At 62.0% G+C, this 23,897-nt stretch carries 22 protein-coding genes; 12 read left to right on the forward strand and 10 right to left on the reverse strand.

What is annotated here, in order from left to right; all coding sequences use genetic code 11:
- The first annotated feature begins 64 nt into the window (after positions 1 to 64).
- From hflK to PG881_RS13365, 3 genes are all read left to right on the forward strand, one after another.
- On the forward strand, positions 65 to 1,216 hold the full coding sequence (gene hflK / locus PG881_RS13355; RefSeq protein WP_016349609.1) for an FtsH protease activity modulator HflK: 1,152 nt from the start codon (positions 65 to 67) through the stop codon (positions 1,214 to 1,216).
- Between the two features lie 3 nt (positions 1,217 to 1,219).
- The gene (gene hflC, locus PG881_RS13360) at positions 1,220 to 2,104 is read left to right on the forward strand and encodes a protease modulator HflC (protein WP_011704867.1); all 885 of its coding nucleotides are present in this window, start codon (positions 1,220 to 1,222) and stop codon (positions 2,102 to 2,104) included.
- Between the two features lie 111 nt (positions 2,105 to 2,215).
- Complete coding sequence (locus PG881_RS13365) at positions 2,216 to 2,404, forward strand: DUF2065 domain-containing protein (RefSeq protein ID WP_065475894.1); 189 nt, start codon at positions 2,216 to 2,218, stop codon at positions 2,402 to 2,404.
- Positions 2,405 to 2,488: 84 nt separating this feature from the next.
- On the opposite strand, the gene ispB is transcribed toward PG881_RS13365, so the two are convergent.
- Complete coding sequence (ispB, locus tag PG881_RS13370; protein ID WP_252452532.1) at positions 2,489 to 3,460, reverse strand: octaprenyl diphosphate synthase; 972 nt, start codon at positions 3,458 to 3,460, stop codon at positions 2,489 to 2,491.
- A 242-nt stretch (positions 3,461 to 3,702) separates the two neighbouring features.
- Between ispB and rplU the strand changes: the two genes are divergently transcribed.
- The 5 genes from rplU to PG881_RS13395 all read left to right on the forward strand — a co-directional run bounded on the left by rplU (position 3,703) and on the right by PG881_RS13395 (position 9,311).
- On the forward strand, positions 3,703 to 4,014 hold the full coding sequence (gene rplU / locus PG881_RS13375) for a 50S ribosomal protein L21 (RefSeq protein ID WP_005304210.1): 312 nt from the start codon (positions 3,703 to 3,705) through the stop codon (positions 4,012 to 4,014).
- A gap of 17 nt (positions 4,015 to 4,031) precedes the next feature.
- Positions 4,032 to 4,289: a 50S ribosomal protein L27 gene (gene rpmA, locus PG881_RS13380; protein WP_005339028.1), complete on the forward strand. Its 258-nt coding sequence runs from the start codon at positions 4,032 to 4,034 to the stop codon at positions 4,287 to 4,289.
- 190 nt (positions 4,290 to 4,479) lie between these two features.
- Positions 4,480 to 5,682 carry an Obg family GTPase CgtA gene (cgtA, locus tag PG881_RS13385; protein ID WP_011704870.1) on the forward strand — a complete coding sequence of 401 codons (1,203 nt, stop codon included), beginning with the start codon at positions 4,480 to 4,482 and terminating at the stop codon, positions 5,680 to 5,682.
- Between the two features lie 393 nt (positions 5,683 to 6,075).
- Complete coding sequence (locus tag PG881_RS13390) at positions 6,076 to 7,446, forward strand: YjiH family protein (protein WP_016349611.1); 1,371 nt, start codon at positions 6,076 to 6,078, stop codon at positions 7,444 to 7,446.
- A gap of 170 nt (positions 7,447 to 7,616) precedes the next feature.
- Positions 7,617 to 9,311, forward strand: a complete 1,695-nt coding sequence (locus PG881_RS13395) for an AMP-binding protein (RefSeq protein ID WP_270800572.1) — start codon at positions 7,617 to 7,619, stop codon at positions 9,309 to 9,311.
- A 42-nt stretch (positions 9,312 to 9,353) separates the two neighbouring features.
- Here the strand turns inward: PG881_RS13395 and PG881_RS13400 are convergent, their stop codons facing one another.
- The 3 genes from PG881_RS13400 to PG881_RS13410 all read right to left on the reverse strand — a co-directional run bounded on the left by PG881_RS13400 (position 9,354) and on the right by PG881_RS13410 (position 13,239).
- The gene (locus tag PG881_RS13400; RefSeq protein ID WP_270800574.1) at positions 9,354 to 9,707 is read right to left on the reverse strand and encodes a hypothetical protein; all 354 of its coding nucleotides are present in this window, start codon (positions 9,705 to 9,707) and stop codon (positions 9,354 to 9,356) included.
- 76 nt (positions 9,708 to 9,783) lie between these two features.
- The gene (locus tag PG881_RS13405) at positions 9,784 to 10,134 is read right to left on the reverse strand and encodes a hypothetical protein (protein WP_043162439.1); all 351 of its coding nucleotides are present in this window, start codon (positions 10,132 to 10,134) and stop codon (positions 9,784 to 9,786) included.
- Between the two features lie 132 nt (positions 10,135 to 10,266).
- Positions 10,267 to 13,239 (reverse strand): HD domain-containing phosphohydrolase, encoded by a 2,973-nt coding sequence (locus tag PG881_RS13410; RefSeq protein ID WP_270800577.1) that lies wholly within the window; start codon positions 13,237 to 13,239, stop codon positions 10,267 to 10,269.
- A 155-nt stretch (positions 13,240 to 13,394) separates the two neighbouring features.
- Here PG881_RS13410 and PG881_RS13415 point away from each other — a divergent pair, with 155 nt between their 5' ends.
- Together PG881_RS13415 and PG881_RS13420 are read left to right on the forward strand one after the other, a co-directional pair.
- The gene (locus PG881_RS13415; protein ID WP_016349616.1) at positions 13,395 to 14,384 is read left to right on the forward strand and encodes a luciferase-like monooxygenase; all 990 of its coding nucleotides are present in this window, start codon (positions 13,395 to 13,397) and stop codon (positions 14,382 to 14,384) included.
- Between the two features lie 235 nt (positions 14,385 to 14,619).
- The gene (locus tag PG881_RS13420; protein ID WP_017410311.1) at positions 14,620 to 15,120 is read left to right on the forward strand and encodes a 2TM domain-containing protein; all 501 of its coding nucleotides are present in this window, start codon (positions 14,620 to 14,622) and stop codon (positions 15,118 to 15,120) included.
- Positions 15,121 to 15,272: 152 nt separating this feature from the next.
- On the opposite strand, the gene PG881_RS13425 is transcribed toward PG881_RS13420, so the two are convergent.
- Genes PG881_RS13425 through lptD form a run of 6 tightly spaced genes read right to left on the reverse strand, consistent with a single transcriptional unit; the run spans position 15,273 to position 22,041 of the window.
- Complete coding sequence (locus tag PG881_RS13425; RefSeq protein WP_043160557.1) at positions 15,273 to 16,094, reverse strand: symmetrical bis(5'-nucleosyl)-tetraphosphatase; 822 nt, start codon at positions 16,092 to 16,094, stop codon at positions 15,273 to 15,275.
- A 6-nt stretch (positions 16,095 to 16,100) separates the two neighbouring features.
- Positions 16,101 to 16,463, reverse strand: a complete 363-nt coding sequence (gene apaG, locus PG881_RS13430) for a Co2+/Mg2+ efflux protein ApaG (protein WP_039213901.1) — start codon at positions 16,461 to 16,463, stop codon at positions 16,101 to 16,103.
- A 4-nt stretch (positions 16,464 to 16,467) separates the two neighbouring features.
- The gene (rsmA, locus tag PG881_RS13435) at positions 16,468 to 17,295 is read right to left on the reverse strand and encodes a 16S rRNA (adenine(1518)-N(6)/adenine(1519)-N(6))-dimethyltransferase RsmA (RefSeq protein WP_016349619.1); all 828 of its coding nucleotides are present in this window, start codon (positions 17,293 to 17,295) and stop codon (positions 16,468 to 16,470) included.
- Positions 17,285 to 18,280 (reverse strand): 4-hydroxythreonine-4-phosphate dehydrogenase PdxA, encoded by a 996-nt coding sequence (pdxA, locus tag PG881_RS13440; protein WP_270800582.1) that lies wholly within the window; start codon positions 18,278 to 18,280, stop codon positions 17,285 to 17,287. The genes rsmA and pdxA overlap by 11 nt, the downstream gene beginning before the upstream one ends.
- Complete coding sequence (gene surA / locus PG881_RS13445; RefSeq protein ID WP_011704881.1) at positions 18,280 to 19,578, reverse strand: peptidylprolyl isomerase SurA; 1,299 nt, start codon at positions 19,576 to 19,578, stop codon at positions 18,280 to 18,282. Before surA ends, pdxA begins: the two co-directional genes overlap by 1 nt.
- Positions 19,579 to 19,608: 30 nt before the next feature.
- Positions 19,609 to 22,041, reverse strand: coding sequence for an LPS assembly protein LptD (gene lptD / locus PG881_RS13450; RefSeq protein WP_065475915.1), 2,433 nt, complete (start codon positions 22,039 to 22,041; stop codon positions 19,609 to 19,611).
- A gap of 174 nt (positions 22,042 to 22,215) precedes the next feature.
- Here lptD and PG881_RS13455 point away from each other — a divergent pair, with 174 nt between their 5' ends.
- Positions 22,216 to 23,226 (forward strand): aminoglycoside phosphotransferase family protein, encoded by a 1,011-nt coding sequence (locus PG881_RS13455; RefSeq protein WP_270800584.1) that lies wholly within the window; start codon positions 22,216 to 22,218, stop codon positions 23,224 to 23,226.
- A complete protein-coding gene (murU, locus tag PG881_RS13460) occupies positions 23,223 to 23,891 on the forward strand; it encodes an N-acetylmuramate alpha-1-phosphate uridylyltransferase MurU (protein ID WP_270800586.1) in 669 nt (222 codons plus the stop codon). The genes PG881_RS13455 and murU overlap by 4 nt, the downstream gene beginning before the upstream one ends.
- The last annotated feature ends 6 nt before the right edge of the window (positions 23,892 to 23,897 follow it).

Here is a 23,897-nt window from a genome sequence, read left to right on the forward strand (position 1 = left end):
CTTCATCAACGGTTGATGGCCCGATAGAGATGATATCCATCCGCATGTATTAATGGAGACGCTGATGGCTTGGAATGAGCCTGGTAACAACGGCAAAGACCGTGACCCCTGGGGGAACAACGGCAAGAATCAGGGACCCCCTGATTTGGACGAGATGCTGCGCAAGGTGAGCCGCCGTTTTGGTGGTCTGCTCGGTGGCGGCAAGTCTGGTGGTGGCGATGTAGGCAAGTTTGGCCTCTCCATCGCCCTGGTAGTGGCGGTAGTGGTGTGGGTCGTCAGCGGCTTCTATACCATTCGTGAAGCCGAGCGGGGCGTGGTGCTGCGCTTTGGCGAATACTCCCACAACGTGGATCCCGGCCTGCGCTGGAAGCCGACCTTCATCGACCGGGTGATCCCGGTGGACGTGGAATCGGTCCGCTCCCTGCCGGCTTCCGGCTTCATGCTGACCCAGGACGAGAACGTGGTGCGGGTCGAGATGGACGTGCAGTATCGCGTGGTCGACCCGGAGCAGTATCTGTTCAGCGTGACCAATGCCGATGAGAGTCTGAGCCAGGCCACCGACAGCGCCCTGCGTTACGTGGTGGGCCACACCCGGATGGACGACGTGCTGACCACCGGTCGTGAGAAGGTGCGCCAGGAGACCTGGCAGGTGATCGACAGCATCATCGAGCCGTATCACATGGGTCTGCAGATCGTCGACGTCAACTTCCTGCCGGCACGTCCGCCGGAAGAGGTGAAAGACGCCTTCGATGACGCCATCTCCGCCCAGGAAGATGAACAGCGCTTCATTCGTGAAGCCGAAGCCTATGCCCGTGAAGTGGAGCCGAAGGCCCGTGGCCAGGTCAAGCGTCTGGAGCAGGAGGCCGAAGCCTACAAGTCCCAGATCGTGCTGAAGGCCAAGGGTGAAGTCGCTCGCTTCAACGAGTTGCTGCCCCAGTATCAGGCTGCGCCCGAGCTGACCCGTGATCGTATCTACCTGGAGACCATGGAAGAGTTGTATCAGCAGGCCAACAAGGTGGTGGTCGACATGCCGGCTGGCAACAACAGCATGATCTATCTGCCGCTCGACAAGCTTTCCGGCAAGGCGACCGCAGTGCAACCGGCTCGTCCGGCAGGTGCGCCGGTGGTGGAACAGACCCCGCCGTCCAACGAAGGGGCCAACTCCACTCCGACTCCGCTGCGTAGCGGCGACCGTTTCAGCTCAGGGAGAAACTAATAGATGAAAAAGATAGCTATTGGTGTCATCGCTGTGGCCGCCATGGTCTGCTTCTCGTCGGTCTTCATCGTCGATGAAGGCCAGAAGGGCATCGTGGTGCAGTTCGGCAAGGTGAAGCGGGTCGACTCCGGTGAGCCGCGCCTGTATGAGCCGGGCCTGCACTTCAAAGTGCCGCTCATCGACCAGGTACGCAAGATGGATGCTCGCATCCAGACCCTGGAAGGCCAGGCGGATCGTTTCGTTACGTCCGAGAAGAAAGACCTCATCATCGACTCCTACGTGAAGTGGAAGATCGAGGACTTCTCCAAGTACTACCTGGCGACCGGTGGTGGCAACAAGATCCAGGCCGAAGACCTGCTCAAGCGCAAGATCAACAACGGTCTGCGTTCCGAGATCGGTAACCGCACCATCAAGGACATCGTCTCCGGTGAGCGCAGTACCGTGATGGAAGATGCCCTGATGAAGATGGCGCGCTCCTCCGAGCTCGGCATCAAGGTGGTGGATGTGCGCATCAAGCAGATCAACCTGCCGGTGGAAGTCTCCAGCTCCATCTATCAGCGGATGCGTGCCGAGCGGACTGCGGTAGCCCGTGAGCATCGCTCCCAGGGCCGCGAGCAGGCCGAGATCCTGCGCGCCGACATCGACCGCAAGGTGACCGTGATGATTGCCGACGCCGAGAGTAACGCCCGTCAGCTGCGTGGTGAAGGGGATGCCGAGGCCGCCAAGATCTATGCCGACAGCTACAAGAAAGACCCCGAGTTTTTCAGCTTCGTGCGCAGCATGGAGGCCTATCGCAAGAGCTTCGCCGGTGGCAATGACCTGATGGTCCTCAAGCCGGACAGCGAGTTCTTCCGCTACCTCAAGTCGCCGCACGGCAGCAAGCAGTAAGCGAGTTGCAATGATACCCAAGGGCCTGATAATTCAGGCCCTTTTGTTTGGCGGTCAGGGGTTTGCCGGTGCTCCGGCAGCTTGTGGACATAGTTGTTGAGAGGAGAGGTGATGCTGACATCCATCTTGATGGGGCTGGGCTTGCTGTTGCTGTTCGAGGGGCTGGGACCGCTGCTGATGCCGCGCGCCTGGCAACAGATGCTGCGGCTGCTGAGCGAGCAGCCCACCGAGCAGCTGCGCCGCATCGGCGGCTGTCTGGTGGTGGCCGGGACCGTGATTCTGTGGGCGCTGGCGCGTTAGAGAATGGCACTGAGTGAGCCAGACTGTGTTTGCCGGACAATAAAAAAGAGGCCAAAGGGCCTCTTTTTTATTTCCGGCTGAGCATCAGGCGCTGCGCTGCACCGCCATGTGGGCCAGTGTTGCCAATGCCTGTTTGTGCTGGGAGTCTGGCAGGATGGCGAGGGCCGCGATGGCCTTGTCGGCCTCTTCTCGGGCCCGCATGCGGGAGTATTCCAGCGCGCCGGTACGATCGAGGATGGCCAGGATTTGGTCGAGGTGCTCCATGCCGTTGCGGTGCTCGATGGCATCGCGCACCAGCTGGCGCTCTTCCGGGCTACCTACTTCCATGGCTCGCAGTAGCGGCAGGGTCGGCTTGCCTTCGGCCAGATCGTCGCCGACGTTCTTGCCCATCTCGTCGCTCTGGGAGCAGTAGTCCATCACATCGTCGATGATCTGGAAGGCGGTGCCCAGATACTTGCCGTAGTCGGTCATGGCCTGCTCGACGGGCTCGGGCTGATGGGTCAGTACGGCGGCGAGGCGGGTGGCCGCCTCGAACAGCTTGGCGGTCTTGCAGTAGATGACCGTCATGTAGCTCTCTTCGGTGGTATCCGGATCGTTGCAGTTCATCAGCTGCAACACTTCCCCTTCGGCGATGGTGTTGGTGGCATCGGAGAGGATCTCCATCACCCGCAGGTTGGAGAGCTCGCTCATCATCTGGAAGGAGCGGCTGTAGAGATAGTCACCGACCAGCACGCTGGCGGCATTGCCAAACAGGGCGTTGGCGGTTTCCCGGCCGCGGCGCAGGTCGGATTCGTCGACCACGTCGTCGTGCAGCAGGGTGGAGGTATGAATGAATTCGATGATGGCAGCCAGTTTCAGGTGATCTTCACCTTCGTATCCCAGTGCGCGGGCGGCCATGACGGTCAGCATGGGGCGCATCCGTTTTCCGCCTGCACTGACAATATAGAAACCCAGCTGGTTGATCAGGCTGACATCGGACTGGAGTCTCGCCAGGATCAGTTCATTGACCGCCGTCATGTCGGCGGCACAGAGCGCACGGATAGTCTGTTGGTCCATAAGTCTCGTAACGTGACGGCAGTGATGACTGCGATTTTAGCAATGGCGGGGATTCTACACGATTTCACAATGGGTTACAGTTAAGCGTTTGTTCACGGCGGCAGATATGCGCACAAAATAAACTTTTTGCTAAATTGGCCTTGCCTGAGCAAATCGATTTGCGTAGAATGCCGGCCCATTGTTATAGGTTTTTGCGCGTGTCTGGCCTTGAGCAAAAGACACGCCTTTACGGAGTTAATCAAATGTACGCGGTATTCCAAAGCGGCGGAAAACAACACCGTGTGGCCGAAGGTCAAATCGTTCGTCTGGAAAAGCTGAACGTTGAGACTGGCGCTACCATCGACTTCAACGAAGTGCTGATGGTTGCTGCAGGCGACACTTTTAAAGTAGGTGCTCCTTTCGTTGAAGGTGGCAAGGTTGTAGCTGAAGTTGTGGCTCACGGCCGTGGCGAGAAAGTGACTATCGTCAAGTTCCGTCGTCGTAAGCACCACCGTAAGCAAGCGGGCCACCGTCAGTGGTTCACTGAAGTCAAAATCACTGGCATCAGCGCTTAATTAGAGGAGTACGATAGATGGCACACAAAAAAGCTGGCGGTTCATCCCGCAACGGCCGCGATTCAGAAGCTAAACGCCTGGGCGTGAAGCGTTTCGGCGGCGAAACAGTTCTGGCTGGCAGCATCATCGTTCGTCAGCGTGGCACCAAGTTCCACGCCGGTACCAACGTTGGTCTGGGCAAGGATCACACCCTGTTCGCTACTGCGACTGGTAAAATCCTGTTCGAAGTTAAAGGTCCGCTGAACCGTAAGTACGTTAGCATCGTTGCTGAGTAATTACGGACCGCAAGGATCCGAAGCCCCGCCAACAGGCGGGGCTTTTGTTTTTCTGCAGCAGTTTACGAAAAAACGGCACGCAGCTGACCCTGGCTCTGAAAGGGCATGCTTGGCAAGATGCGTATCGCCCGCAGGGGTCTGTACCACTATAATTGCGTATCGGTTTTTCGAATTAAGGTGACGGTTACCTATGAAGTTTGTTGATGAAGTCCAGATTCGAGTCGATGCCGGTGACGGTGGTAACGGTTGTGTGAGCTTTCGTCGTGAGAAGTACATTCCGAACGGCGGCCCGGACGGCGGTGACGGCGGTGACGGTGGCGACGTGTATCTGGTTGCCGATGAAAACCTGAACACCCTGATCGACTACCGTTTCGAGCGTTTTCACGCCGCCGAACGTGGCGAGAATGGCCAGAGCGCCAACTGTACCGGCCGTCGTGGCAAGGACAGGATCCTGCGCGTACCGGTCGGCACCCGCGCCAGCGATGAAGACACCGGCGAATTGCTGGGTGACCTGACTCACCACGAGCAGAAGCTGCTGGTCGCCAAGGGCGGCTTCCACGGTCTTGGCAACACCCGTTTCAAGAGCTCCGTCAACCGGGCACCGCGCCAGAAGAGCAACGGTACCCCGGGTGAAGTGCGTACCCTGAAGCTGGAACTGTTGCTGCTGGCCGACGTCGGCATGCTGGGTCTGCCCAACGCCGGCAAGTCCACCTTTATCCGCGCCGTCTCCGCGGCCCGTCCGAAAGTGGCCGACTACCCCTTCACCACCCTGGTACCGAACCTGGGCGTGGTGCGTGGTGAGAACTCCCGCTCCTTCGTCATCGCCGACATTCCCGGTCTGATCGAAGGTGCTGCCGAAGGCGCTGGCCTCGGTATCCGCTTCCTCAAGCACCTCGAGCGCTGCCGCGTGCTGATCCATCTGGTGGACATCTGCCCGGTCGATGGTTCTGATCCGGCCGAGAATGCGGTGACCATAGTCCGGGAGCTGGAAAAATACAGCCCTGAGCTGGCGAGCAAGCCGCGCTGGCTGGTGTTCAACAAGATGGACCTGATCCTGGAAGAAGAGGCTCAGGAAGTGATGGATCGCGTCAAGACCGCCCTCAATCATGAAGGCCCTGTCTACGCCATCACCGCCATCAGCAAGGAAGGGACCAAGAAGGTCTGCTACGACATCCTGGATCTGCTGGATACCATGCCCCGTCAGCTGGCGGAAGATGCCAAAGACGCCATCGAGAAGGTGGAGTTCAAGTGGGACGACTACCACAAGAACCAGCTGGCCAAGGCTGAAGCCGATGCGCTGGCCGCCTCCAAGGCGTTTGATGAATCGCTGGACGACGACGAGTGGGACGACGAAGACGATGATGGCGTGGAAGTCATCTACGTGCGTGACTGACCCAGATCCCGTGCGCGGTCGTGATACCGCCACCCGGTGCTGAGAAACCGGAGCCTTCCCAGGCTCCGGTTTTTTTATGGGGATCGACCGGATCACCATATAGATATATTTCTTATGTCACTTATTGCCTGCCAACCGCAACTGATTATACTGCGCACCTGAATGTAACCTTGCTGAAACAATATGCTAACCAATTGCAATGAATTGATATGCGTATCTGCTTGCGTGCATTCTTATGGAAGGTTTGCCTGTATAAATATTTATGCTTGAAATGATCCATTAAAAGCTTGTTTGTGCATTTTATTGGGGTATTCTTGCGCCCGTTTTGCCGGGCGAGAGCATGGATATGCAGGTTTGCCTGGCTAAGGAAAAGTAACATTAAGGCTGTAGACCATGCTGGAAAAGACTCTGCAAGCACCTGCGCTCAATACCCGCCGCAACGTGCTGATGTTCCTGGTCCCGTCACTCATCGGGATCCTGCTGTTCATGACCCCCGTCATCTATGACGGAAACGTCACCATCCCCGTGGCCGTGCTGGCGAAGCTGGTACAGACGGTGTTTGCCGATTATCTGGTGGCCATGGTCAGCGCCATCATCACCACCACCATGCTGATGACGCTGGTAGCCTGGCTGTTCAAGCCGGCGATCCTGGTCAGACGCCCCTTCCTCAACAGCCTGTTCAACGTCTCTCCCTTCTGGGCCTGCGTACGGGTACTGGGCGGCATCTTCGTGCTGCTGACCTTCTTCGAGGCGGGCCCGGCGGCCCTGCGCTCCGATGCGACCGGCGGCCTGGTGCTGCATGATCTGCTGCCGGTGCTGTTCTCCGTCTTCATCTTCGCCGGCCTGCTGCTACCCTTGCTGCTCGATTTCGGTCTGCTGGAGTTTGTCGGCACCATGATGACCCGCATCATGCGCCCGGTGTTCCGTCTGCCCGGTCGCTCTGCGGTGGATTGTTTCGCCTCCTGGCTGGGGGATGGCAGTGTCGGCATCCTGCTGACCAGCAAACAGTACGAAGGCAAGTTCTACACCCAGCGGGAAGCGGCCGTCATCGGCACCACCTTCTCTGCCGTCTCCATTACCTTCTGCCTGGTGGTGATCTCCCAGGTTCGGTTGGAGCACATGTTCGTGCCCTTCTACCTGACCGTCTGTCTGGCCGGGGTGGTGGCCGCCATCGTGGTGCCGCGTTTGCCGCCGCTCTGCTGGAAGAAGGATGTCTACAGCGACGGTACTCCCCTGTGTCGCAAGCAGGAGTCGGTGCCGCACCAGCACAGCGTGCTGAGCTACGGCTATGAGCGGGCCCTGACCAAGGCCGAGGGCATGACCGACATGGGGGCAGTGGCACGGGAAGGGGTGAAGAATGCGCTGGACATGATCTTCGGCGTGCTGCCGGTGGTGATGGCCATCGGCACCTGCGCCCTGATGCTGGCCGAACACACCTCTATCTTCAACTGGCTGGGGGCCCCCTTCGTGCCCTTGCTGGAGCTGCTGCAACTGCCGGAGGCAGAAGCGGCCTCCAAGACCATCATGGTAGGCTTCGCCGACATGTTCATCCCCGCAGTGCTGGCTTCCACCATCGAGAGCGACATCACCCGCTTCGTGATCGCCGCCATGTCGGTCACCCAGCTTATCTACATGTCGGAAGTGGGCGCCCTGCTGCTGGGCAGCAAGATCCCGGTCAAGCTGTGGGAGCTGTTCGTGATCTTCCTGCTGCGTACCCTGATCACCCTGCCGGTCATCGCTGGGGTGGCGCACCTGCTGTTCTGATCCGGCTCGCACCTTGTCACACGGTCAACTTCGGTTGGCCGTTTTTTATGGCCGGCATTAGACCAAAGTGAGTCTTTTATAGGCCTTGTTTTTACATTAATGTAACAGGCTGCAAAAACACGCCAGCCGAGCAGTAGGCACGTCCAACCTATGTGGCCAGGAGTCACCCCATGACCTCACTGCTCAGCTATCGGGCCGGTCCCTGCGATCAGCCGCTGCTTCACCAGACCATAGGCGCCTACCTGCAACAGGTGGCGGAACGTTTCCCCGACCGGCCCGCAGTGGTGGTACGCCACCAGCAGATCCGCTGGAACTACCGTGAATACCTGACCCAGATAGACAGGTTGGCGCTGGGCCTGCTGGCGCTCGGGACCCGGCCGGGGGATCGGGTCGGCATCTGGTCGCCGAACAACATCGAGTGGTGCCTGGTGCAATTTGCCACGGCCCGCATCGGGGCCATCATGGTCTGCATCAACCCCGCCTACCGCAGTTACGAGCTGGCCTTTGCCATCAACAACGTGGGCTGTCGGGCCCTCATCTGTGCCAGTGCGTTCAAGGGCTGCGACTACCTCGCCATGCTGGGGGAGCTGGCCCCCGAGCTGGCGCACTGCTCACCCGGCCGTCTCGTATCATCCCGCCTGCCGAGCCTGGAGATGGTGATCCGGCTCGGGGAGGAGCAAAGCGCCGGCATGCTCAACTTCCCCGCGGTGCTGGCACTGGGCGACCGGCAGGACCCGGCCTGGCTGGCCCGGGTGGCGGCCACCCTCAAACCCGATGACGCCATCAACATCCAGTTCACCTCTGGCACTACTGGCAACCCCAAGGGGGCCACCCTCAGCCACAGCAACATCCTCAACAACGGCCGCCAGGTGGCGCAAGGCATGGCGTTCAGCGAGCAGGACCGGCTCTGCATCCCGGTGCCGCTCTACCACTGTTTCGGCATGGTGCTCGGCAACCTGGCCAGCATCAGCGTGGGGGCCTGCGCCCTGTTTCCGGCCGAAGCCTTCGATCCGGCGGCCACCCTGCGGATGGTGAACGAGGAGCGCTGCACCGCCCTGCACGGGGTGCCGACCATGTTCATCGCCGAGCTGGAGCTGGCGGAGTTTGACCAGTTTGATCTCTCCTCCCTGCGCACTGGCATTATGGCCGGCGCCATCTGCCCCGAGCCCTTGATGCGCAAGGTGCAGACCCTGATGCACATGACTGAGGTGACCATCGCCTACGGCCAGACCGAGTGCAGCCCCATCAATCACATGACCGCCATCGATGCGCCGCTGGACAAGCGGGTCACCACGGTCGGCCGCGCCATCGGCCACACCGAGATCAAGCTGGTCGACCCGAGCGGAGAGATAGTCGCCATCGGCGAGCGGGGCGAGATCTGCTGTCGCAGCAACGGGGTGATGCAGGGGTACTGGCAAGACTCGGTCAAGACGGCGGAGACCATCGACCAGGAGGGGTGGCTGCACTCGGGGGACATCGGCATCATGGATGAAGAGGGCTATGTGCGGATTGTCGGGCGCAGCAAGGAGCTGATCATCCGCGGTGGCGAGAACATCTATCCGCGCGAGATCGAAGAGCGTCTTTACGATCATCCGGCGGTGCAGGATGCAGCGGTGTTCGGGGTCGACAGCGAGCGCTATGGCGAAGAGGTGTGCGCCTGGGTCAAGCTCAGACCCCGCCAGGAGGCCAGCGAGGAGGAGCTGAAACAGTTCCTGGCGGCCCGTATCGCCTATTTCAAGGTGCCCAGATACATCCGGTTCGTGGAGGAGTACCCCATGACGGTGACCGGCAAGCTGCAAAAATTCAGGATGCGGGAGCTGATGAGTGACGAGCTGGCCCGCCAGCACGCCGAGGCGACGGGCTGAGTGGCGGTGACAATGGAAAAAGGGCCTGCGGGCCCTTTTTCGTCAGCGTCCAAGCGGGTGGGGCCGTGCCGGTGTGCGGGGGCACTGTACCAGCAGCATGTGGGTGGTGAAGGTGCTGGTCTGGGGGAAGCCTGGGCTAAATCCCGTTACCGGATCGGCGACCCCCATGCTCATCTGGTGAGTGGTGATGGTGCGCTTGCTTCGATCGACTTGCTGATAGCCGTGGGGGCAGCTCAAGAGTGCCTGTTGCTGGCACTCCTCTGGCGCGCCGCACTCGATCTGGAAGCGTTGTTGAGCAGGATTGACGGAGGGGAGTTCGCTGACGGTGGCGGGTGCTGGCAGCAGGGCGCAGCCGGACAGCAAGATGCTGCCCAGCAGCCATATTCTGGGTGACATAAGAGGCTCGTCCTTGGTGAGACAAGAGAAGGGCCGGCCAGGATTTGGGTTTCCCGTGCCGGCCGCGAGGCGCAGATCAGCGCGGGGTGATGCCCATGTCGACCGGACACTGGATGGTCAGGGAGTGGACCGTGTTGGCGACGCGATAGGGCTTGGCCGCCTTGTAGACCTTCTTGTCGTCGTCGTAGCTACCCCCCAGATACTGGGTGCTGTAGAGCGTCTGCTGGCGGCGATCGGTCTCCTTGTAGCCCTGCGGGCAGGTCTGGTTGGCCTGCTGGAAGCAGGCCGTCATGCTGCTGCACTCGATGTAGAAGCCGCGCTGGCTGGCATCGGCCAGGTGCACCGGGGTGACGGTGGGGGCGGGGGGAGACAGCAGGGAGCAGCCGGACAGCGTCAGCGCGCCCAGCACAATGAGATGTTTTGACATAGATAACCTGAACAGTGTGGTGTGACAAAGAGTGAGGGGGAGTCTATTGCTCCCCCTTCGCTATAGGGGCACCGTTATAACCAGCCGGGGGCGCTCAGGCCAGCCCGCAAATGTAAGAAAATATGACCCGCCCTAGGCCAGTGCGGCCAGCAGGGCGGTTTCATCCACCTGATCCAGCTGCTCGGGGGCGAGGAAGCGCTCGGCATAGTCGTGCCAGATGCCGCTGCTGACAAACAGGGCAAACAGGGCGGGATCGATGTGCTGCTCGCGCACCATGCTCTGCATGATGGCCAGCGACTGGGAGACCGTTTTGCCCGATTTGTAGGGGCGATCGCTGGCGGTCAGTGCCTCGAAGATGTCGGCGATGGCCATGATGCGGGCGGGGATGCTCATCTGGCTGCCCAGCAGCTGGCGCGGATAGCCCTTGCCGTCCATCCGCTCGTGGTGGCCGCCGGCAATCTCGGGCACGCTGCGCAGATGGCGGGGGAAGGGGAGGCGCTCGAGCATGCGGATGGTCTGGATGATGTGCTCGTTGATCTTGTAGCGCTCCTCTTCGGTGAGGGTGCCGCGGCCGATGGCGAGGTTGTAGCGCTCGCCGCGGTTGTAGAGGTGAGTGGGCACTCGCACCTTGAAGCCCCAGGGGTTGCGCTCGTCCAGCTGATCGTGAACGGGGCGGGGGATGAGGTGGGCGGCCTTGTCCGCCAGCAGGGGTTCGACGCAGGGCAGCGGCGCGGCCGGTTCGTTCTGGCGCAGCTTGAGCTCCTCCCGGCTGATGCCGAGCCGATCGTCCAGGGTACGCAGCCAGGTGCGGCTGGCGATGGCATCCAGCCTGGCCAGCTTCTCCGGCGCCATCCACTCACCACCCAGGTTGCACTCGGCGACGAAGGCGAACTCCTGATCCAGGGTGCTCCAGAGCGGAGCCACCTCGCTCCTGGCCGCTTCCCGCTCCGATGCCGGCAGGCGGGCCGCCAGCGCCTCGATGTAGCCGTCGCGCTTGAGCACCTCGAAGCGGGTGCGGATCTCGTGGATCCGGTCGTAGAGGGTCTCCAGCTTGGTGGCCTTGTCCACCACGAATTCGGGGGTGGTCACCTTGCCACAGTCGTGCAGCCAGCTGGCGATATGGATGGCCTCCCACTCCTCCTCGTTGAGTCGAAACTCGGCGAATGGCCCCTGCTGCTGGGCGCAGGCAGCTTCGGTCAGCATCCGGGTCAGCTCCGGCACCCGCTGGCAGTGGCCGCCGGTGTAGGGGCTCTTGGCGTCGATGGCGCCGGCCATCAGCTCGATGAAGGATTCCAGCAGCTGTTTCTGCTCCTCCAGCAGGCGCTGGTTCTCGATGGCGGAGGCCGAGGTGCCCGCCAGCGCCTCGATCAGGCTGATGCGCGAGGCCAGCTCGCGGGCCGGGCAGTCAGGCAGGATCAGCAGCAGGCAGCCGCTCAGCTCCTGGCGATGGTTGCGCAGCGGCTCGGCCACCAGCTGGCAGGGGCCGGGGAAGGGGCCCCAGTCAGCCAGATACTGCTGCCAGCCGCTCTGGTCGATGGCGAGGCTGAGCCGCTTGCCCCGGGCCAGCTCGCCAAACAGGGCCTGCTGCCAGCGGATCTGCTCGGCCGGCAGCGGCGCTTTGCGCCACAGTGCCTGTACCGCCACCATGCCCTGCTCCTGGGCCAGGTAGAGGCAGCCCCCTTCGGCCTGCACCGCGGCGATGGTCTCGTGCAGGATACGGCTGAGCAGGGAGTCGAAGCGGTGTTCGGCCGCCAGCGCCCGCCCCATGTTCATGAAGTTGCCGAGGGTCAGCCGCATGCCAGACATGGTGCGGGCCAGATCGTCGATCTCGCGGATGGCCGACTCGGGGACCCGGCTCTCGCCAAAATCGAAGTGCTGGATTCGCTCCGCCTCCTGGGTGAGCGCCAGCAGCGGGGTGGCGGTGCGCCGTGAGACCAGCCAGATCACCGGCAGCAGCAGCAGCAGGCCCGCCAGTGCCCAGCCCAGGTTGACCAGGGCTTCGTCCCGGGCCTGCTGATAGAGCAGGTCGGCCGAGACCAGCAGGGCGATGTGGAAAGGGGAGTCGGTCCCGAGGGGGGCGAGGTTGACCAGCCAGTCGCTGCCATCGGCGGCGGTCAGGTTGAGCTCGGCCGGCTCGCTCAGCAGGGTGGGCTGGCTGATGATCCGCCGCTGCAGATCCGGCAGGGCCGGGTGGGGCAGAGTCGCCAGCATGGGCAGCTGGCTCAGCTGCTCGAAGCTGGGCAGGTGTCTGGGGTCGGCGGCCAGCAGGGTAGCGTACTCGTCGAACAGGATCACCTGGCTCTGGGCGGGCAGCTGCAGCTTGCCGATCAGGGCCGACAGCCCCTCGACGCTGGTGTCGAGCCCGATCACGGCGCGCCGGTCGTCGCTCTCCACCGCCAGCGTCATGCCCGGCTCCTTGGTGGTGAAGAAGAGATAGGGACTGGTGGTGGCGATCCCCGCGCGCCAGCGGGCCTGCTTGTACCAGTCGCGGCTGCGGGGATCGTAGCGGTAGTTCGGCATGGCACGGCGCTCGAGCAGGGTCAGCCGTTGATCGAAATAGAGAAATTCCCCCTTGCCCTGGCTGAGGCTCTGCACCAGCAGGGTACTAGCGGTCGGTACGCCGCCAAGCTGGGCTCTGGCCCGCTCGGTCAGCTTGCGCACCAGAAAGAAGTCGCCATCCTCGTAGCCGGCGTAGACGGCCCCATAGCTGGGGCTGTTGGCCAGCACCTCCGCCAGTTGTGGCAGGTAGGCCAGGCGTTCGGTCAAGGTGGTCATGGCGGCCAGCTGGCCGCTGCGCAACAGGCTGAGGGACATGCGGGCCGGTCGCTCGTTCAGTTGCAGGGCGAGGGCCAGCTGCTGGCGATACTGCAGGAAGTTCTGTCGCTCGTGCTCCAGTCCCTGGCGCGCCCCTTGCTGGAACTGCAAGGCGATGAGGGCGCTGCCGAGCAGGGTGAACAGCAGGATGAAGAGGGTGGCGATATGCACGTAGAAGGGTTTACGACCTGGCCTGGCAGTTGTCATGGACACATCCTTGTCACACGGGCGATTGCAGAGACGATCAGCTTGCAGTGTGCCAACAGGATGACAGAAAACACAATAACCCATTCATGGATATCGGGATGTGGCTGACGGAAACGGCGCCTGCCGGAGCTCTCGGTGCTCGCTCTGGCCAATTTTGCCGGCTGATCACGTGATTCATTCAGGTATCCCGTGCTACATTGCCCCACTTGTTACTGGTCTGTGAATCAATGGAGTGACCCATGTCTGCCATCCCCTATTCCGTACTCGATCTGGTGCCCGTGGCCGAAGGCTCCCAGCCGGCCGAGTCGTTTCGCCGCTCGCTGGACCTGGCCCGTCATGCCGAACGCCTGGGCTATTGCCGCTACTGGCTGGCCGAGCACCACAACATGCCGGGCATCGCCAGCGCCGCCACCTCGGTACTGATCGGTCATCTGGCCGGCGGTACCAATACGCTGCGGATCGGGGCCGGCGGCATCATGCTGCCGAACCACTCGCCGCTGGTCATCGCCGAGCAGTTCGGCACCCTGGCGTCGCTCTATCCGGATCGCATCGATCTCGGGCTTGGCCGTGCGCCGGGCACCGATCAGCGCACCATGCGGGCGCTCAGACGCCAGCGCAGCGGTGAGGTGGATGACTTCCCGGCCGATGTGCGCGAGTTGATGGATTACTTTGGCGACGAGGTGGGGGCGGTGCAGGCGGTACCGGGGCAGGGGCTGCATCTGCCCATCTGGCTGCTGGGCTCCAGCCTCTACAGCGCCCAGCTGGCGGCGGCCATGGGGCTGCCGTTCGGCTTTGCCTCCCACTTCGCCCCCGCCATGCTGCTGCAGGCGCTGGAGATCTACCGCGCCCAGTATCGTCCCTCCGCCCGCTGGCCCAAGCCCCATGCGGTGGTCTGCATCAACATGATCGCCGCCGACAGCGAGCGGGAGGCGCGCTTCCAGTTCACCACCCTGCAGCAGCAGTTCCTGCGCCTGCATCGCGGCAACGCAGGCAAGTTGCCGGCCCCCGTCATCGAGCTGGGGGAGGAGTGGTCGGAGCGCGAGCTGCTGGCCATGGAGCAGACCTTGGCCCGTTCGCTGGTGGGCAACCCGGACCAGATACGGCACGGCCTCAAGGCGCTGCTGGCGGAAACCCGGGCCGACGAGCTGATGTTCAACGGTCCTATCGTCGATCATCAGGCTCGTCTGCGCTCTTTCGAGATTGCCGCCGAGTTGATGCAGGCGCTATAAGCTCGCCCGCCCGATACCAAGGCGCTATCTTGCACAAAGCGCCACCTCTGTCGCCCTGCTGTCAGGTGATCGAAAGGGGGGGGCGTGGGGAGGAATAGCTGAGTTTTTGAGCACGCTCTTTTATCTAATGTACTGAATCCAAAGGAAAGTCAGGTTGGTGTCAGGGCGCTGTCGTGGCCCATGGCACCCGCCGGCCCCTATGCTGGCCCCGTCAATCAACCACAAGGAGTTCGAGATGATCGTCAGGAAGTTGAGATTGCAGCGGGGCTGGTCACAGGAGCAGTTGGCCGCCTTTACCGGCCTGAGCGTTCGCACCATTCAGCGGATAGAGCAGGGCCAGCAGCCCGGACTGGAATCCCTCAAGGCCCTGGCCGCCGTCTTTGAGCTCGAGGTGGCGCAACTTGACGGTACAAGCCAACAGGAGCACGAGATGAGAGGGAGTGACACGATGGAACGGGATGAGATACGGGTATCGGTAGAGGAGCGGGCCGCCATGCGTTATGTGGAGGGGCTCAAGGGCTTCTATTACCACATCGCCAGCTACCTGCTGGTGATTTGCGGGCTGTTTGTCATCAACTACCTGAGCAACCCGGGCTATATCTGGGCCTGGTGGCCGGCGCTGGGCTGGGGGCTGGGATTGATCTCCCATGCCATCAACCTGTTCCAGCCGTTCAAGCTGTTCGGGCCCGAGTGGGAGCGGCAGCAGATCGAGAAGCGGTTGGGGCGCAAGCTCTAGGGTGAGCGATGCACCATAAAAAACGGGCCCGGCAATGCCGGGCCCGTGCTGTTTTATTGCCTGCCACCTGCTTGGTGTTGTGGGAGAGGGGAGTGATCAGGGCGCCATCTTTATAGTGAGGCACTGATTGCTCAGACGCAGTCCCCTTATCATCACTTGGCGTAAGTGGGACAGGGGGTGGCGATCAGGGCGTCATCTTCATAGCGCCACAGGGTGAGGCTGTTGCCCCAGACACAGCCGGTGTCCAGCGCCTTGATGTCCTGCTTGCCGGTGTTGCCCATCAGGGCCGCCCAGTGGCCGAACACCAGGATGGGGTCATCCACATGGTGCTCGCGCTGCTCGAACCAGGGGCGCAGGCCCGGGGTCGACTCGGTGGGGCCCTTCTTGCATTTGAAGTCGAGCCGGCCGTCGAAATAGCAGAAGCGCATCCGGGTGAAGGTGTTGATGATGTAGCGGTAGCGCTCGATCCCGACCAGATCGTCCTGCCAGCCATCCGGCTGATCGCCATACATGTTGTGCAGCAGCCACTGGTACTGATCGCCACGCAGCAGGCTCTCCACCTCGCGGGCGCAGTTGCGGGCGGTGCGGGCGTCCCATGCCGGGGAGATGCCGGCATGCACCATCATGATGGGCAGGTCGGGGTGCTCCGCCAGCAGCGGACGGTGGCGCAGCCACTCCAGCAGCTCGTCCCGGTCCGGTGCCTCCATCAGCTCCTGCAGCTTGTCTTTCTTCTTGAGCGGGGCGACGCCATCGGCGACCGCCAGCAGGTGCAGGTCGTGGTTGCCGAGCACGGTGACGGCCCGGTTGCCCAGCCCCTTGACGAAGCGCAGGGTATTGAGAGAGTCCGGGCCGCGGGCGACCAGATCGCCACACAGCCAGAGCACGTCGTTAGCGGGATCGAACTCGGCCAGATCCAGCAGACGGCGCAAGTCGTCGTAACAGCCCTGGATATCGCCAACAAAACAGTTCGCCATGAAACCTCAGTTGATAATGTGGGGGACGGCCAGCGTAAAGGGCGCGATGGGCGCCTCGAATTGCTGCCCCGACTCGTCTTGCAGGGTATAACTCCCTTCCATCACCCCAAGCGGGGTGGCCAGCGGCACGCCGCTCTGATAGCGGAAGGTTTCCCCCTCTGCGATCACCGGCTGCTCGCCGACCACGCCGGGGCCTTCGACTTCCAGCATCTTGCCATTGGCATCGGTGATGAGCCAGCGCCGGTGCAGCAGCTGCACCGGGCCCGGCCCCAGGTTCTCGATCTCGATGAGATAGTGGAACTGGTAAGGGTCTTTGGAATCCGCCACATAACGGGGGTATGGGCGGATGACTATGTGCGGAGTGGCCACGGGATCAGGCCTGTTGCTGATCCGCCAGCCAGTTGGCGATCATGACGAACTGCTCGAGGGAGAGATTCTCCGGGCGCAGGTTGCCATCGATACCAAGCTCGGTCAGCTGGGCGTCCGTGATGAAGTTGGAGAAGCTGTTGCGAATGGTCTTGCGACGCTGGCCGAAGCCCTCGGTGCAGACCCGGTTCAGGCAACGAATGTCTTTCGCGACGATAGTCGGGTTCTTGTGCGGGATCAGACGCACCACGGCGGAGTCCACCTTCGGCGCCGGCTTGAAGGCGCCAGGGCCCACTTCCAGCACAGGCACCACCTGACAGTAGTACTGGGTCATCACGCTCAGTCGGCCATAAGCCTTGCTGCCGGGGCCGGCAGCCAGACGCAGGACCACTTCCTTTTGCAGCATGAAGTGCATGTCCTCTACCCGGTCGGCGAACTCGCACAGGTGGAAGATGAGCGGAGTGGAGATGTTGTAGGGCAGGTTGCCGAAGATGCGCAGCGGCCCCTTGCCTTCCCCCATCAGGGTGCCGAAGTCGAAGCGCATGGCATCGGCTTCGATGACGGTCAGCTTCTCCTTGAGCGTCGGGTGCTCGCGCAGGCGCGCCGCCAAGTCGCGGTCCAGCTCGACCACGGTCATCTTGTCCATCTGGGAGGCGACCGGCTCGGTCAGCGCGGCCAGACCCGGGCCGATCTCCACCAGATTCTGACCCGGCTGCGGATTGATGGCGGCCACGATCTGATCGATCACGTAGCGATCGTGCAAGAAGTTCTGACCGAAACGCTTACGGGCGGTGTGGCCCATGTGCACCTTGTTGCTCTGCACCTTACTGCTCATATCTTTTTTTCTCTACCATCTTGATGGCGTGGTTGATCGCGGTGATCAGGCTGCCCGAGTCGGCGAGGCCCTTGCCTGCCAGATCCAGTGCGGTGCCGTGATCCACCGAAGTGCGGATGAAAGGAAGTCCAAGGGTGATATTGACCGAACTGCCGAAGCCCTTGTATTTGAGCACGGGCAGCCCCTGGTCGTGGTACATGGCGAGTACCGCATCCGCATCCTTGAGGTATTTGTCCTGGAACAGGGTATCGGCCGGCAACGGGCCGACCAGATCGATCCCCTCCTGGCGAAGGACTGCCAGGGCGGGTTCGATCACGTCAATCTCTTCACGGCCGAGATGGCCGCCTTCCCCGGCGTGGGGATTGAGGCCGCAGACGTAAATGCGGGGAGTGGCGATGCCGAATTTGCTCTTGAGATCCGCATCCAGGATGCGGATCACCTTGCCGAGCCGATCCTCGGTGATGGCCATCGCCACATAGGCCAGCGGAATGTGGGTGGTCGCCAGCGCGACCCGCAGTCCCTCGGTCGCCAGCAGCATCACCACGTCGGCGGTGCCGGACTGCTGGGCGAAGAACTCGGTGTGACCGCTGAACGAGACGCCGGCCTGGTTGATGATCCCCTTGTGCACCGGCCCGGTCACCACGGCGGCAAATTCGCCGCTCATGTTGCCATCGCAGGCGCGCTGCAGGGTGGCCAGCACGTAGGCACCGTTACCCTCGTCGAGCATGCCCGGCACCACGGCGGCGCCGAGGGGAACCGGACAGACGGTGAGGGTGCCGGCCCGCTGCGGGTGGGCAGGCTGGTCGGCATCATAAGGCTGCAACTCGACGGGCAGCCCCAGCAGGGCAGCCCGCTCGTGCAGCAGCGCCGGATCGGCGATCACCACCAGCTGGTGCGGCCAATCCTGCTGGGCAATCTGCAGCACCAGATCCGGACCGATCCCGGCCGGTTCACCCGGGGTGATGGCGAGACGACGACAACTCATCAGCTGCCGGCGCCTTCGATCTGGATGTAGGCCTCGTCACGCAGCTCGTCCAGCCAGGCCTGGGACTCTTCGGTGAAGCGACGGTTGTAGATCAGCTGATAGGCGCGCTGCTCCTGGGCCTTGTTGGTGGCATCCTGGCTGCGGCGCTCTTCCAGCTGGACGATGTGCCAGCCGTGGGTGGTGCGGAAGGGTTCGCTGATCTGGCCCGGTTGCAGGCGGTTGACCATGTCGCGGAACTCCGGCACATAGACGTTGGGATCGGACCAGCCCAGTTCGCCACCCTGCACCGCAGAACCCGGGTCTTCGGAGTATTTCTCCGCCAGGCTGGCGAAGCTGGCCTTGCCGCTCTTAATGTCGTGCAGGATGCCGTCCAGCATGCCCTTGGCTTTTTCTTCGCTCAGGATGATGGAGGGCTTGATCAGGATGTGACGGGCGCGCACTTCGGTCTGCACGACCTGCTGCTGGCCCTTGGTGTCGAACACCTTGATGATGTGCAGGCCGGCACCAGAACGCAGCGGGCCGACGATGTCGCCCTTCTTGGTGCCTTGCACCGCCTCGGCCATCAGGGTCGGCATCTCCTGCGGGCTCATCCAGCCCCAGTCACCCCCTTCCAGCGCCTTGGGTCCGCTACTCTCGGCAATGGCCATCTTGCGGAAGTCGGCGCCTTGCTTGAGGGCGGCCAGGATGCGTTCAATCTTGCTCTTGGCGGCGTTGAGCTGCTCGGCGCTCGGGTTGTCCGGCAGGGCAACCTGGATGTGGCCGACATGGTATTGCTGCTGTTGCTGACCCTGCTTGGCGAGGATGTCGACCACCTGCTTCACCTCCTGCTCGGAGATGTTGATGCGGCGGCGCACCTGATTGCGGCGCACCTCGTTCATCAGGATCTCGCGGCGCACCTCTTCCCGATACTGGGCATAGGTCAGCCCTTCACGGGCCAGCTGAGCTCGCAGCTGATCCAGGGTCATCTTGTTGTCGGCGGCGATGCTCTGGATAGCCTGCTCCAGCTGGGTATCGCTGATCTTGAGGCCCTGACGATCCGCCAGTTGCAGCTGCAGGCTCTCCTGGATCAGCCGATCCAGCGCCTGTTTGCGCAGGGTGGCGTCATCGGGCAGGGACTGGCCGCTCTCCTGGGCAGAGGCTTTCACCTTCTGCACCAGGGCTTCCTGCTGGCTGGCCAGCACCACGTCCTTGTTGACCACGGCAAGCACCTTGTCCATCAGTTCGGGGGCGGCGAAGGCACCCTGGCTCATGGCTCCGAACAGGCCTGCAGTCAGCAGGGAAATCAACGTCTTCTTCATATCCATCTCTCAAGGCGTTTGCCAGACCGCTTATTGGTCTCGCAGGTTAAACGGACGAATGTAAGGCAGTGCTTCGGTGTCCAGGGAGGTGCCCTTGGAGCCGGTACCCACGCTACCCAATCCTTTCATTTCAAACTGAATGCCCAGACTGCGCTCCGAGGTCGGACGCATGGTCACGTTGTCCGGAGTGTTGACCCACTCCAGGTTGAAGTTGATGCTCCAGCAGCAGGAGTCGTACTTCAGGCCTACCTTGCGATCAGACTTCACGCTCTGATTCAGCTCCTGATAGTAACCCCCGTACAGGTGCCACTGGTCGTTGAGCGGGGTAGTCAGCAGCAGGCCGATCTGGTTGAGATCGGTTACCTGCCCCTTGTTTTCAAGATCGTAGTTGGCATCGCGTACGAAACGATGGTTCAGCTGGCTGATCAGCTTCTCGCGGCGATACTCGATGGCGCTGTTGGCTGAGCTGAGCTGGCTCTGGTCCACATCATATTGCGCGCCGGCATGGGCAAACCACTGCTCGTTGATCTTGGCATCCCCCTCGAAGGAGAGCGGGGAGCGGGTGTTGGTGGTCAGGGTCTCGCTGGGATAGAGCTTGACCCTGGGCGCAACAAAATCGAAAGCTTGGGCAACGGCCAGCCGAATTCGTTCATCACCGGCCTCATCATATACCCGGCTGGTGAGGCCGATGGAAACTCTGTTGGAGTCGCTGATGCGATCCAGACCGGCGTAGCGGCGGTCGCTGAACAGGCTGTAGTAGTCCTGACGCATGCTGGTGGAGTCATAGACGCCTATGTTGTCCTGGTTCTTGTAGGGCACATAGAGGTACTGGAACTCCGGCTCCAGGGTCTGGTTGGCATCGCCACCGAACCAGTTCTGGTTGCGCTCGAAGGTCATGCCGCCCTTGAGACGGAAGGAGGGCAGGGTGCGGGTGATGATCCCTTCGTCCAGGGTGACCCCGTTGCCGTTTTCAGGAGTAAAGCGGCTGACAAAGGTCTGGCTCATATTGTCCGGCACTTCCTGATCGTAACGGGTGTACATCAGCTTGTACTGGCTGTCGAGGTAGTAGCCTGCCTCGTTGATGAGCGGCATGGTCAGGGTCGGGGCCGTGTAGACCCGGGTGCCGGTGTAGGCGCCGCCCTGGTTCTGGGCGATGGCCTGGGCGTTGTTGTAGCCGAACTTGGTGATCTCGGTGTTCCAGGCCAGATCGTACCAGCTGCCCTGCTGGTAATAGTTGTGGTCGATGCGCGGCATCAGCTCGTGCGGCTGCTGGGCGCTGGCCAGCAGGATCTGGTAGGTGCGCACCTCGGTGTTGATGTTCCAGTTGGGCTGGAAGTAACCGGCCATCAGGGACTGCTGCAACTGGTTCTCGACCTGGGTGCCTACCTTGGGGGAGAAGTCGTTGAAGTAGTTGTAATCCCGGTCCCGCACCTTGGTGTAGTCGAGCGACACCCGCATGGCGTTGTCGGCAAACAGCGAGGTGTGATTGGCGTTGAGCAGGTAACGGTGACCGTCGGACATGGCCTGGTTGAGGCTCGGGGTCTCGTCGTACTGCTTGTCGTTGGCCAGGTTCTCGAAATAGAGGCTGCCGACATGGGCCGGATCCGGCATGTAGCGGAACTGCACCTGCTCCATCAGGCCACGTCTGTCCATGAAGCGGGAGGTGATGGTGGCATCGTAGTTGGGGGCAATGTTCCAGTAGAACGGCTGGGTGATGTCCATGCCGTTCTTGGAGCTTTGGGTATAACCCGGGTAGAGCAAGCCCGTCTTGCGTTCATCCTTGATGGGAAAGTTGATGTACGGGAAGTAGAACACCGGGTAGTCGTAGAGCCAGAGACTGGCGTTCCAGGCTTCCCCGAACACCTCGGTCTGATCGATGTCGATGCTGCCCGCCTTCAGGGTCCACACTTCCTGACCCGGCGGGCAGGTGGTGTACTGGGCCCCTTCCAGGGTGATGTTCTGGTTGTTGTTGGTCATGGTGACCCGGTCGGCTGAGCCGCGCACCGGCGAGCCATGCACCTGATATTTGCCCTCTTCCAGCTCGGAGTTCTTGGTATCCAGGTTAGATTTCAGGGTCTTGTCGCTGGTGACCGTGATCTGGCCATCGTTGTAGTAGATGTTGCCGATGGCGATGACGTCCCGGCTCTTCTGATCGAGCTCGGCGTAGTCGGAATCGAACTTGCGCACGCCCTGGCGCACCTTGACGTCGCCCTGGTAGACGGCGGTGCCGCCCTGCTTGGCTTCGAGCCGATCGGCATCCACTTCCACGGGTTGGGCGTTGGCGTCCTTGCCGGGCGCCAGCTTCTCAATCTTGGGGACATAGTCATAGCAGAGCCCGTCCAGGATCCCGGTGGCGGGCGGCGGCGTCAGCGGCGCCGCCTGCACGATGGCCGGGGTCAGGGCTGGAACAAGGCTGATGGTCAGGGCGATGGGATAGGAGTATCCCAGTGTCCGTTTTGTCATGTGAAAGACTCGCGCAATCCGTGGTAGCTACGGCTGATTCAAGACATGCATTTTACGACAGGATTCATCGAGTTGACATTGCATGTCATTGCTTTATGTTAGCCGGCAATGATAAAGCATTATTGCGGCCAGGGCTAACAGCCAAGTGCTGCTTTCCAATTTGGTCCCCGACTTATGCACGATCGCGATTCCCTCTTGTTGCACTGGGCGCGCCGGATTTCCGGTGATGCCAGCCTGCAGTTGACCCTCATTTCCGGTGACGCCAGTTTTCGCCGCTACCACCGTGGCGGTGGCCTGATCTGGGTGGATGCCAATCCTAAAACCGAAAAAAATCATGAGTTTGTCCGCAATGCCTCGGCCCTGCATGCCGGTGGTCTGCTGGCCCCCGAGGTGCGGGCGGTGGACTACGATCAGGGGCTGCTGGCGGTGACCGATCTGGGGGACACCCAGCTTATCGGCTGCCTGAACGCAGACAACGTGCTGGCCTGGTACGGCAAGGCCATCGCGCTGCTGCCCCGTCTCGGCGCAGTTGAACTGGACCTTGAGCCTTTTGATTCCGCCTTTATGGCACGGGAGAACAGCATTTTCCCCGAGTGGCTGCTGGGTCACCATCTGCAACTGGCCCTGAGCGATGAAGAGCAGCAGTTGCTGGCCGAGACCTTCGCCTGCCTCACCGAGAACAACCTGGCCCAGCCGCAGGGGGTGATGCACCGGGATTTTCACAGCCGCAACCTGATGGTGTGCGGTGGCGAGACCCCGGCCGACAGCCAGCTGGCGGTCATCGACTTCCAGGACATGGTCACAGGCCCGCTCAGCTATGACCTGGTCTCGCTGCTGAAAGACTGCTACGTGCGCTGGCCGGACACGGTGATCGAGCAGGGCATGCGGCTCGGGTTTGACACCCTGCAGCAGGCCAAGCTGCTGGGCGAGCTCGATTACGCCGCGTTTCGTCGCGCCGCTGATCTCACCGGCATGCAGCGCCACCTCAAGGCGGCGGGCATCTTCACCCGTCTCTACCATCGCGACGGCAAGTCCGGTTACCTCAAGGACATTCCCCGCACCCTCGGCTATGTGGTGGATGTCTGCCGCAGCCATGGTGCGGCCTACCCGGTGCTGGCTCGCTTCGGCCAGTGGCTGGCGCAGGTGGTGCTGCCCGGGCTGGCCCGCACCGGAGTAACGTCATGAAGGCGATGATCCTGGCCGCCGGTCGCGGCGAGCGGATGCGCCCGCTCACCGACAGCCTGCCCAAGCCGCTGCTGGCGGTGGGGGGCAAGCCGCTCATTGTGCACCATATCGACAAACTTAAGGCTGCCGGCGTGACCACGCTTGTCATCAACCATGCCTGGCTCGGCCACAAGCTGGTAGAGGCCCTCGGCGATGGCCGTCAGTTCGGAGTCGACATTCAATGGTCGGCGGAGGAGAGCGCGCTGGAGACCGCCGGCGGCATCGTGCAGGCGCTGCCGCTGCTGGGAGACGAGCCGTTTCTGGTGATCAACGGCGATACCTGGCTCGATCTGGACTATCGCACTCTGGTGACCCAGCCGCTGGGTACGGATCTGGCCCACCTCTGGCTGGTGCCCAACCCGCCGCAACATCCGGCGGGGGATTTTGCGCTGCAGGCGGGAAAGGTGGTCGATACCCAGGCGCTGACCTTCAGCGGAGTCGGACTCTATGAGCCCGCCGCCTTTGCCGGACTCACATCGGGGGCGCGCAAGCTGGCGCCCCTGCTGCGCGACTGGATGGCACAGGGCCGGGTGGGCGGCAGCCTGCTGGCCGGCGAGTGGCGCGACATCGGCACGGTGGCGCGGCTGCAGGCGCTGGACGATCAGTTGCAAGGACGCACTCATTAATTTCAC

This window comes from Aeromonas sp. QDB54 (assembly GCF_027707385.1).
Taxonomy (GTDB): domain Bacteria; phylum Pseudomonadota; class Gammaproteobacteria; order Enterobacterales; family Aeromonadaceae; genus Aeromonas; species Aeromonas hydrophila.

Excerpts from the sequence above, each read along its gene's own strand:
- hflK (WP_016349609.1), top strand. The coding sequence starts at position 65 with ATGGCTTGGAATGAGCCTGGTAACAACGGCAAAGACCGTGACCCCTGG.
- hflC (WP_011704867.1), top strand. The coding sequence starts at position 1,220 with ATGAAAAAGATAGCTATTGGTGTCATCGCTGTGGCCGCCATGGTCTGC.
- PG881_RS13365 (WP_065475894.1), top strand. The coding sequence starts at position 2,216 with ATGCTGACATCCATCTTGATGGGGCTGGGCTTGCTGTTGCTGTTCGAG.
- ispB (WP_252452532.1), bottom strand. The coding sequence starts at position 3,460 with ATGGACCAACAGACTATCCGTGCGCTCTGTGCCGCCGACATGACGGCG.
- rplU (WP_005304210.1), top strand. The coding sequence starts at position 3,703 with ATGTACGCGGTATTCCAAAGCGGCGGAAAACAACACCGTGTGGCCGAA.
- rpmA (WP_005339028.1), top strand. The coding sequence starts at position 4,032 with ATGGCACACAAAAAAGCTGGCGGTTCATCCCGCAACGGCCGCGATTCA.
- cgtA (WP_011704870.1), top strand. The coding sequence starts at position 4,480 with ATGAAGTTTGTTGATGAAGTCCAGATTCGAGTCGATGCCGGTGACGGT.
- PG881_RS13390 (WP_016349611.1), top strand. The coding sequence starts at position 6,076 with ATGCTGGAAAAGACTCTGCAAGCACCTGCGCTCAATACCCGCCGCAAC.
- PG881_RS13395 (WP_270800572.1), top strand. The coding sequence starts at position 7,617 with ATGACCTCACTGCTCAGCTATCGGGCCGGTCCCTGCGATCAGCCGCTG.
- PG881_RS13400 (WP_270800574.1), bottom strand. The coding sequence starts at position 9,707 with ATGTCACCCAGAATATGGCTGCTGGGCAGCATCTTGCTGTCCGGCTGC.
- PG881_RS13405 (WP_043162439.1), bottom strand. The coding sequence starts at position 10,134 with ATGTCAAAACATCTCATTGTGCTGGGCGCGCTGACGCTGTCCGGCTGC.
- PG881_RS13410 (WP_270800577.1), bottom strand. The coding sequence starts at position 13,239 with ATGGGTTATTGTGTTTTCTGTCATCCTGTTGGCACACTGCAAGCTGAT.
- PG881_RS13415 (WP_016349616.1), top strand. The coding sequence starts at position 13,395 with ATGTCTGCCATCCCCTATTCCGTACTCGATCTGGTGCCCGTGGCCGAA.
- PG881_RS13420 (WP_017410311.1), top strand. The coding sequence starts at position 14,620 with ATGATCGTCAGGAAGTTGAGATTGCAGCGGGGCTGGTCACAGGAGCAG.
- PG881_RS13425 (WP_043160557.1), bottom strand. The coding sequence starts at position 16,094 with ATGGCGAACTGTTTTGTTGGCGATATCCAGGGCTGTTACGACGACTTG.
- rsmA (WP_016349619.1), bottom strand. The coding sequence starts at position 17,295 with ATGAGCAGTAAGGTGCAGAGCAACAAGGTGCACATGGGCCACACCGCC.
- pdxA (WP_270800582.1), bottom strand. The coding sequence starts at position 18,280 with ATGAGTTGTCGTCGTCTCGCCATCACCCCGGGTGAACCGGCCGGGATC.
- surA (WP_011704881.1), bottom strand. The coding sequence starts at position 19,578 with ATGAAGAAGACGTTGATTTCCCTGCTGACTGCAGGCCTGTTCGGAGCC.
- lptD (WP_065475915.1), bottom strand. The coding sequence starts at position 22,041 with ATGACAAAACGGACACTGGGATACTCCTATCCCATCGCCCTGACCATC.
- PG881_RS13455 (WP_270800584.1), top strand. The coding sequence starts at position 22,216 with ATGCACGATCGCGATTCCCTCTTGTTGCACTGGGCGCGCCGGATTTCC.
- murU (WP_270800586.1), top strand. The coding sequence starts at position 23,223 with ATGAAGGCGATGATCCTGGCCGCCGGTCGCGGCGAGCGGATGCGCCCG.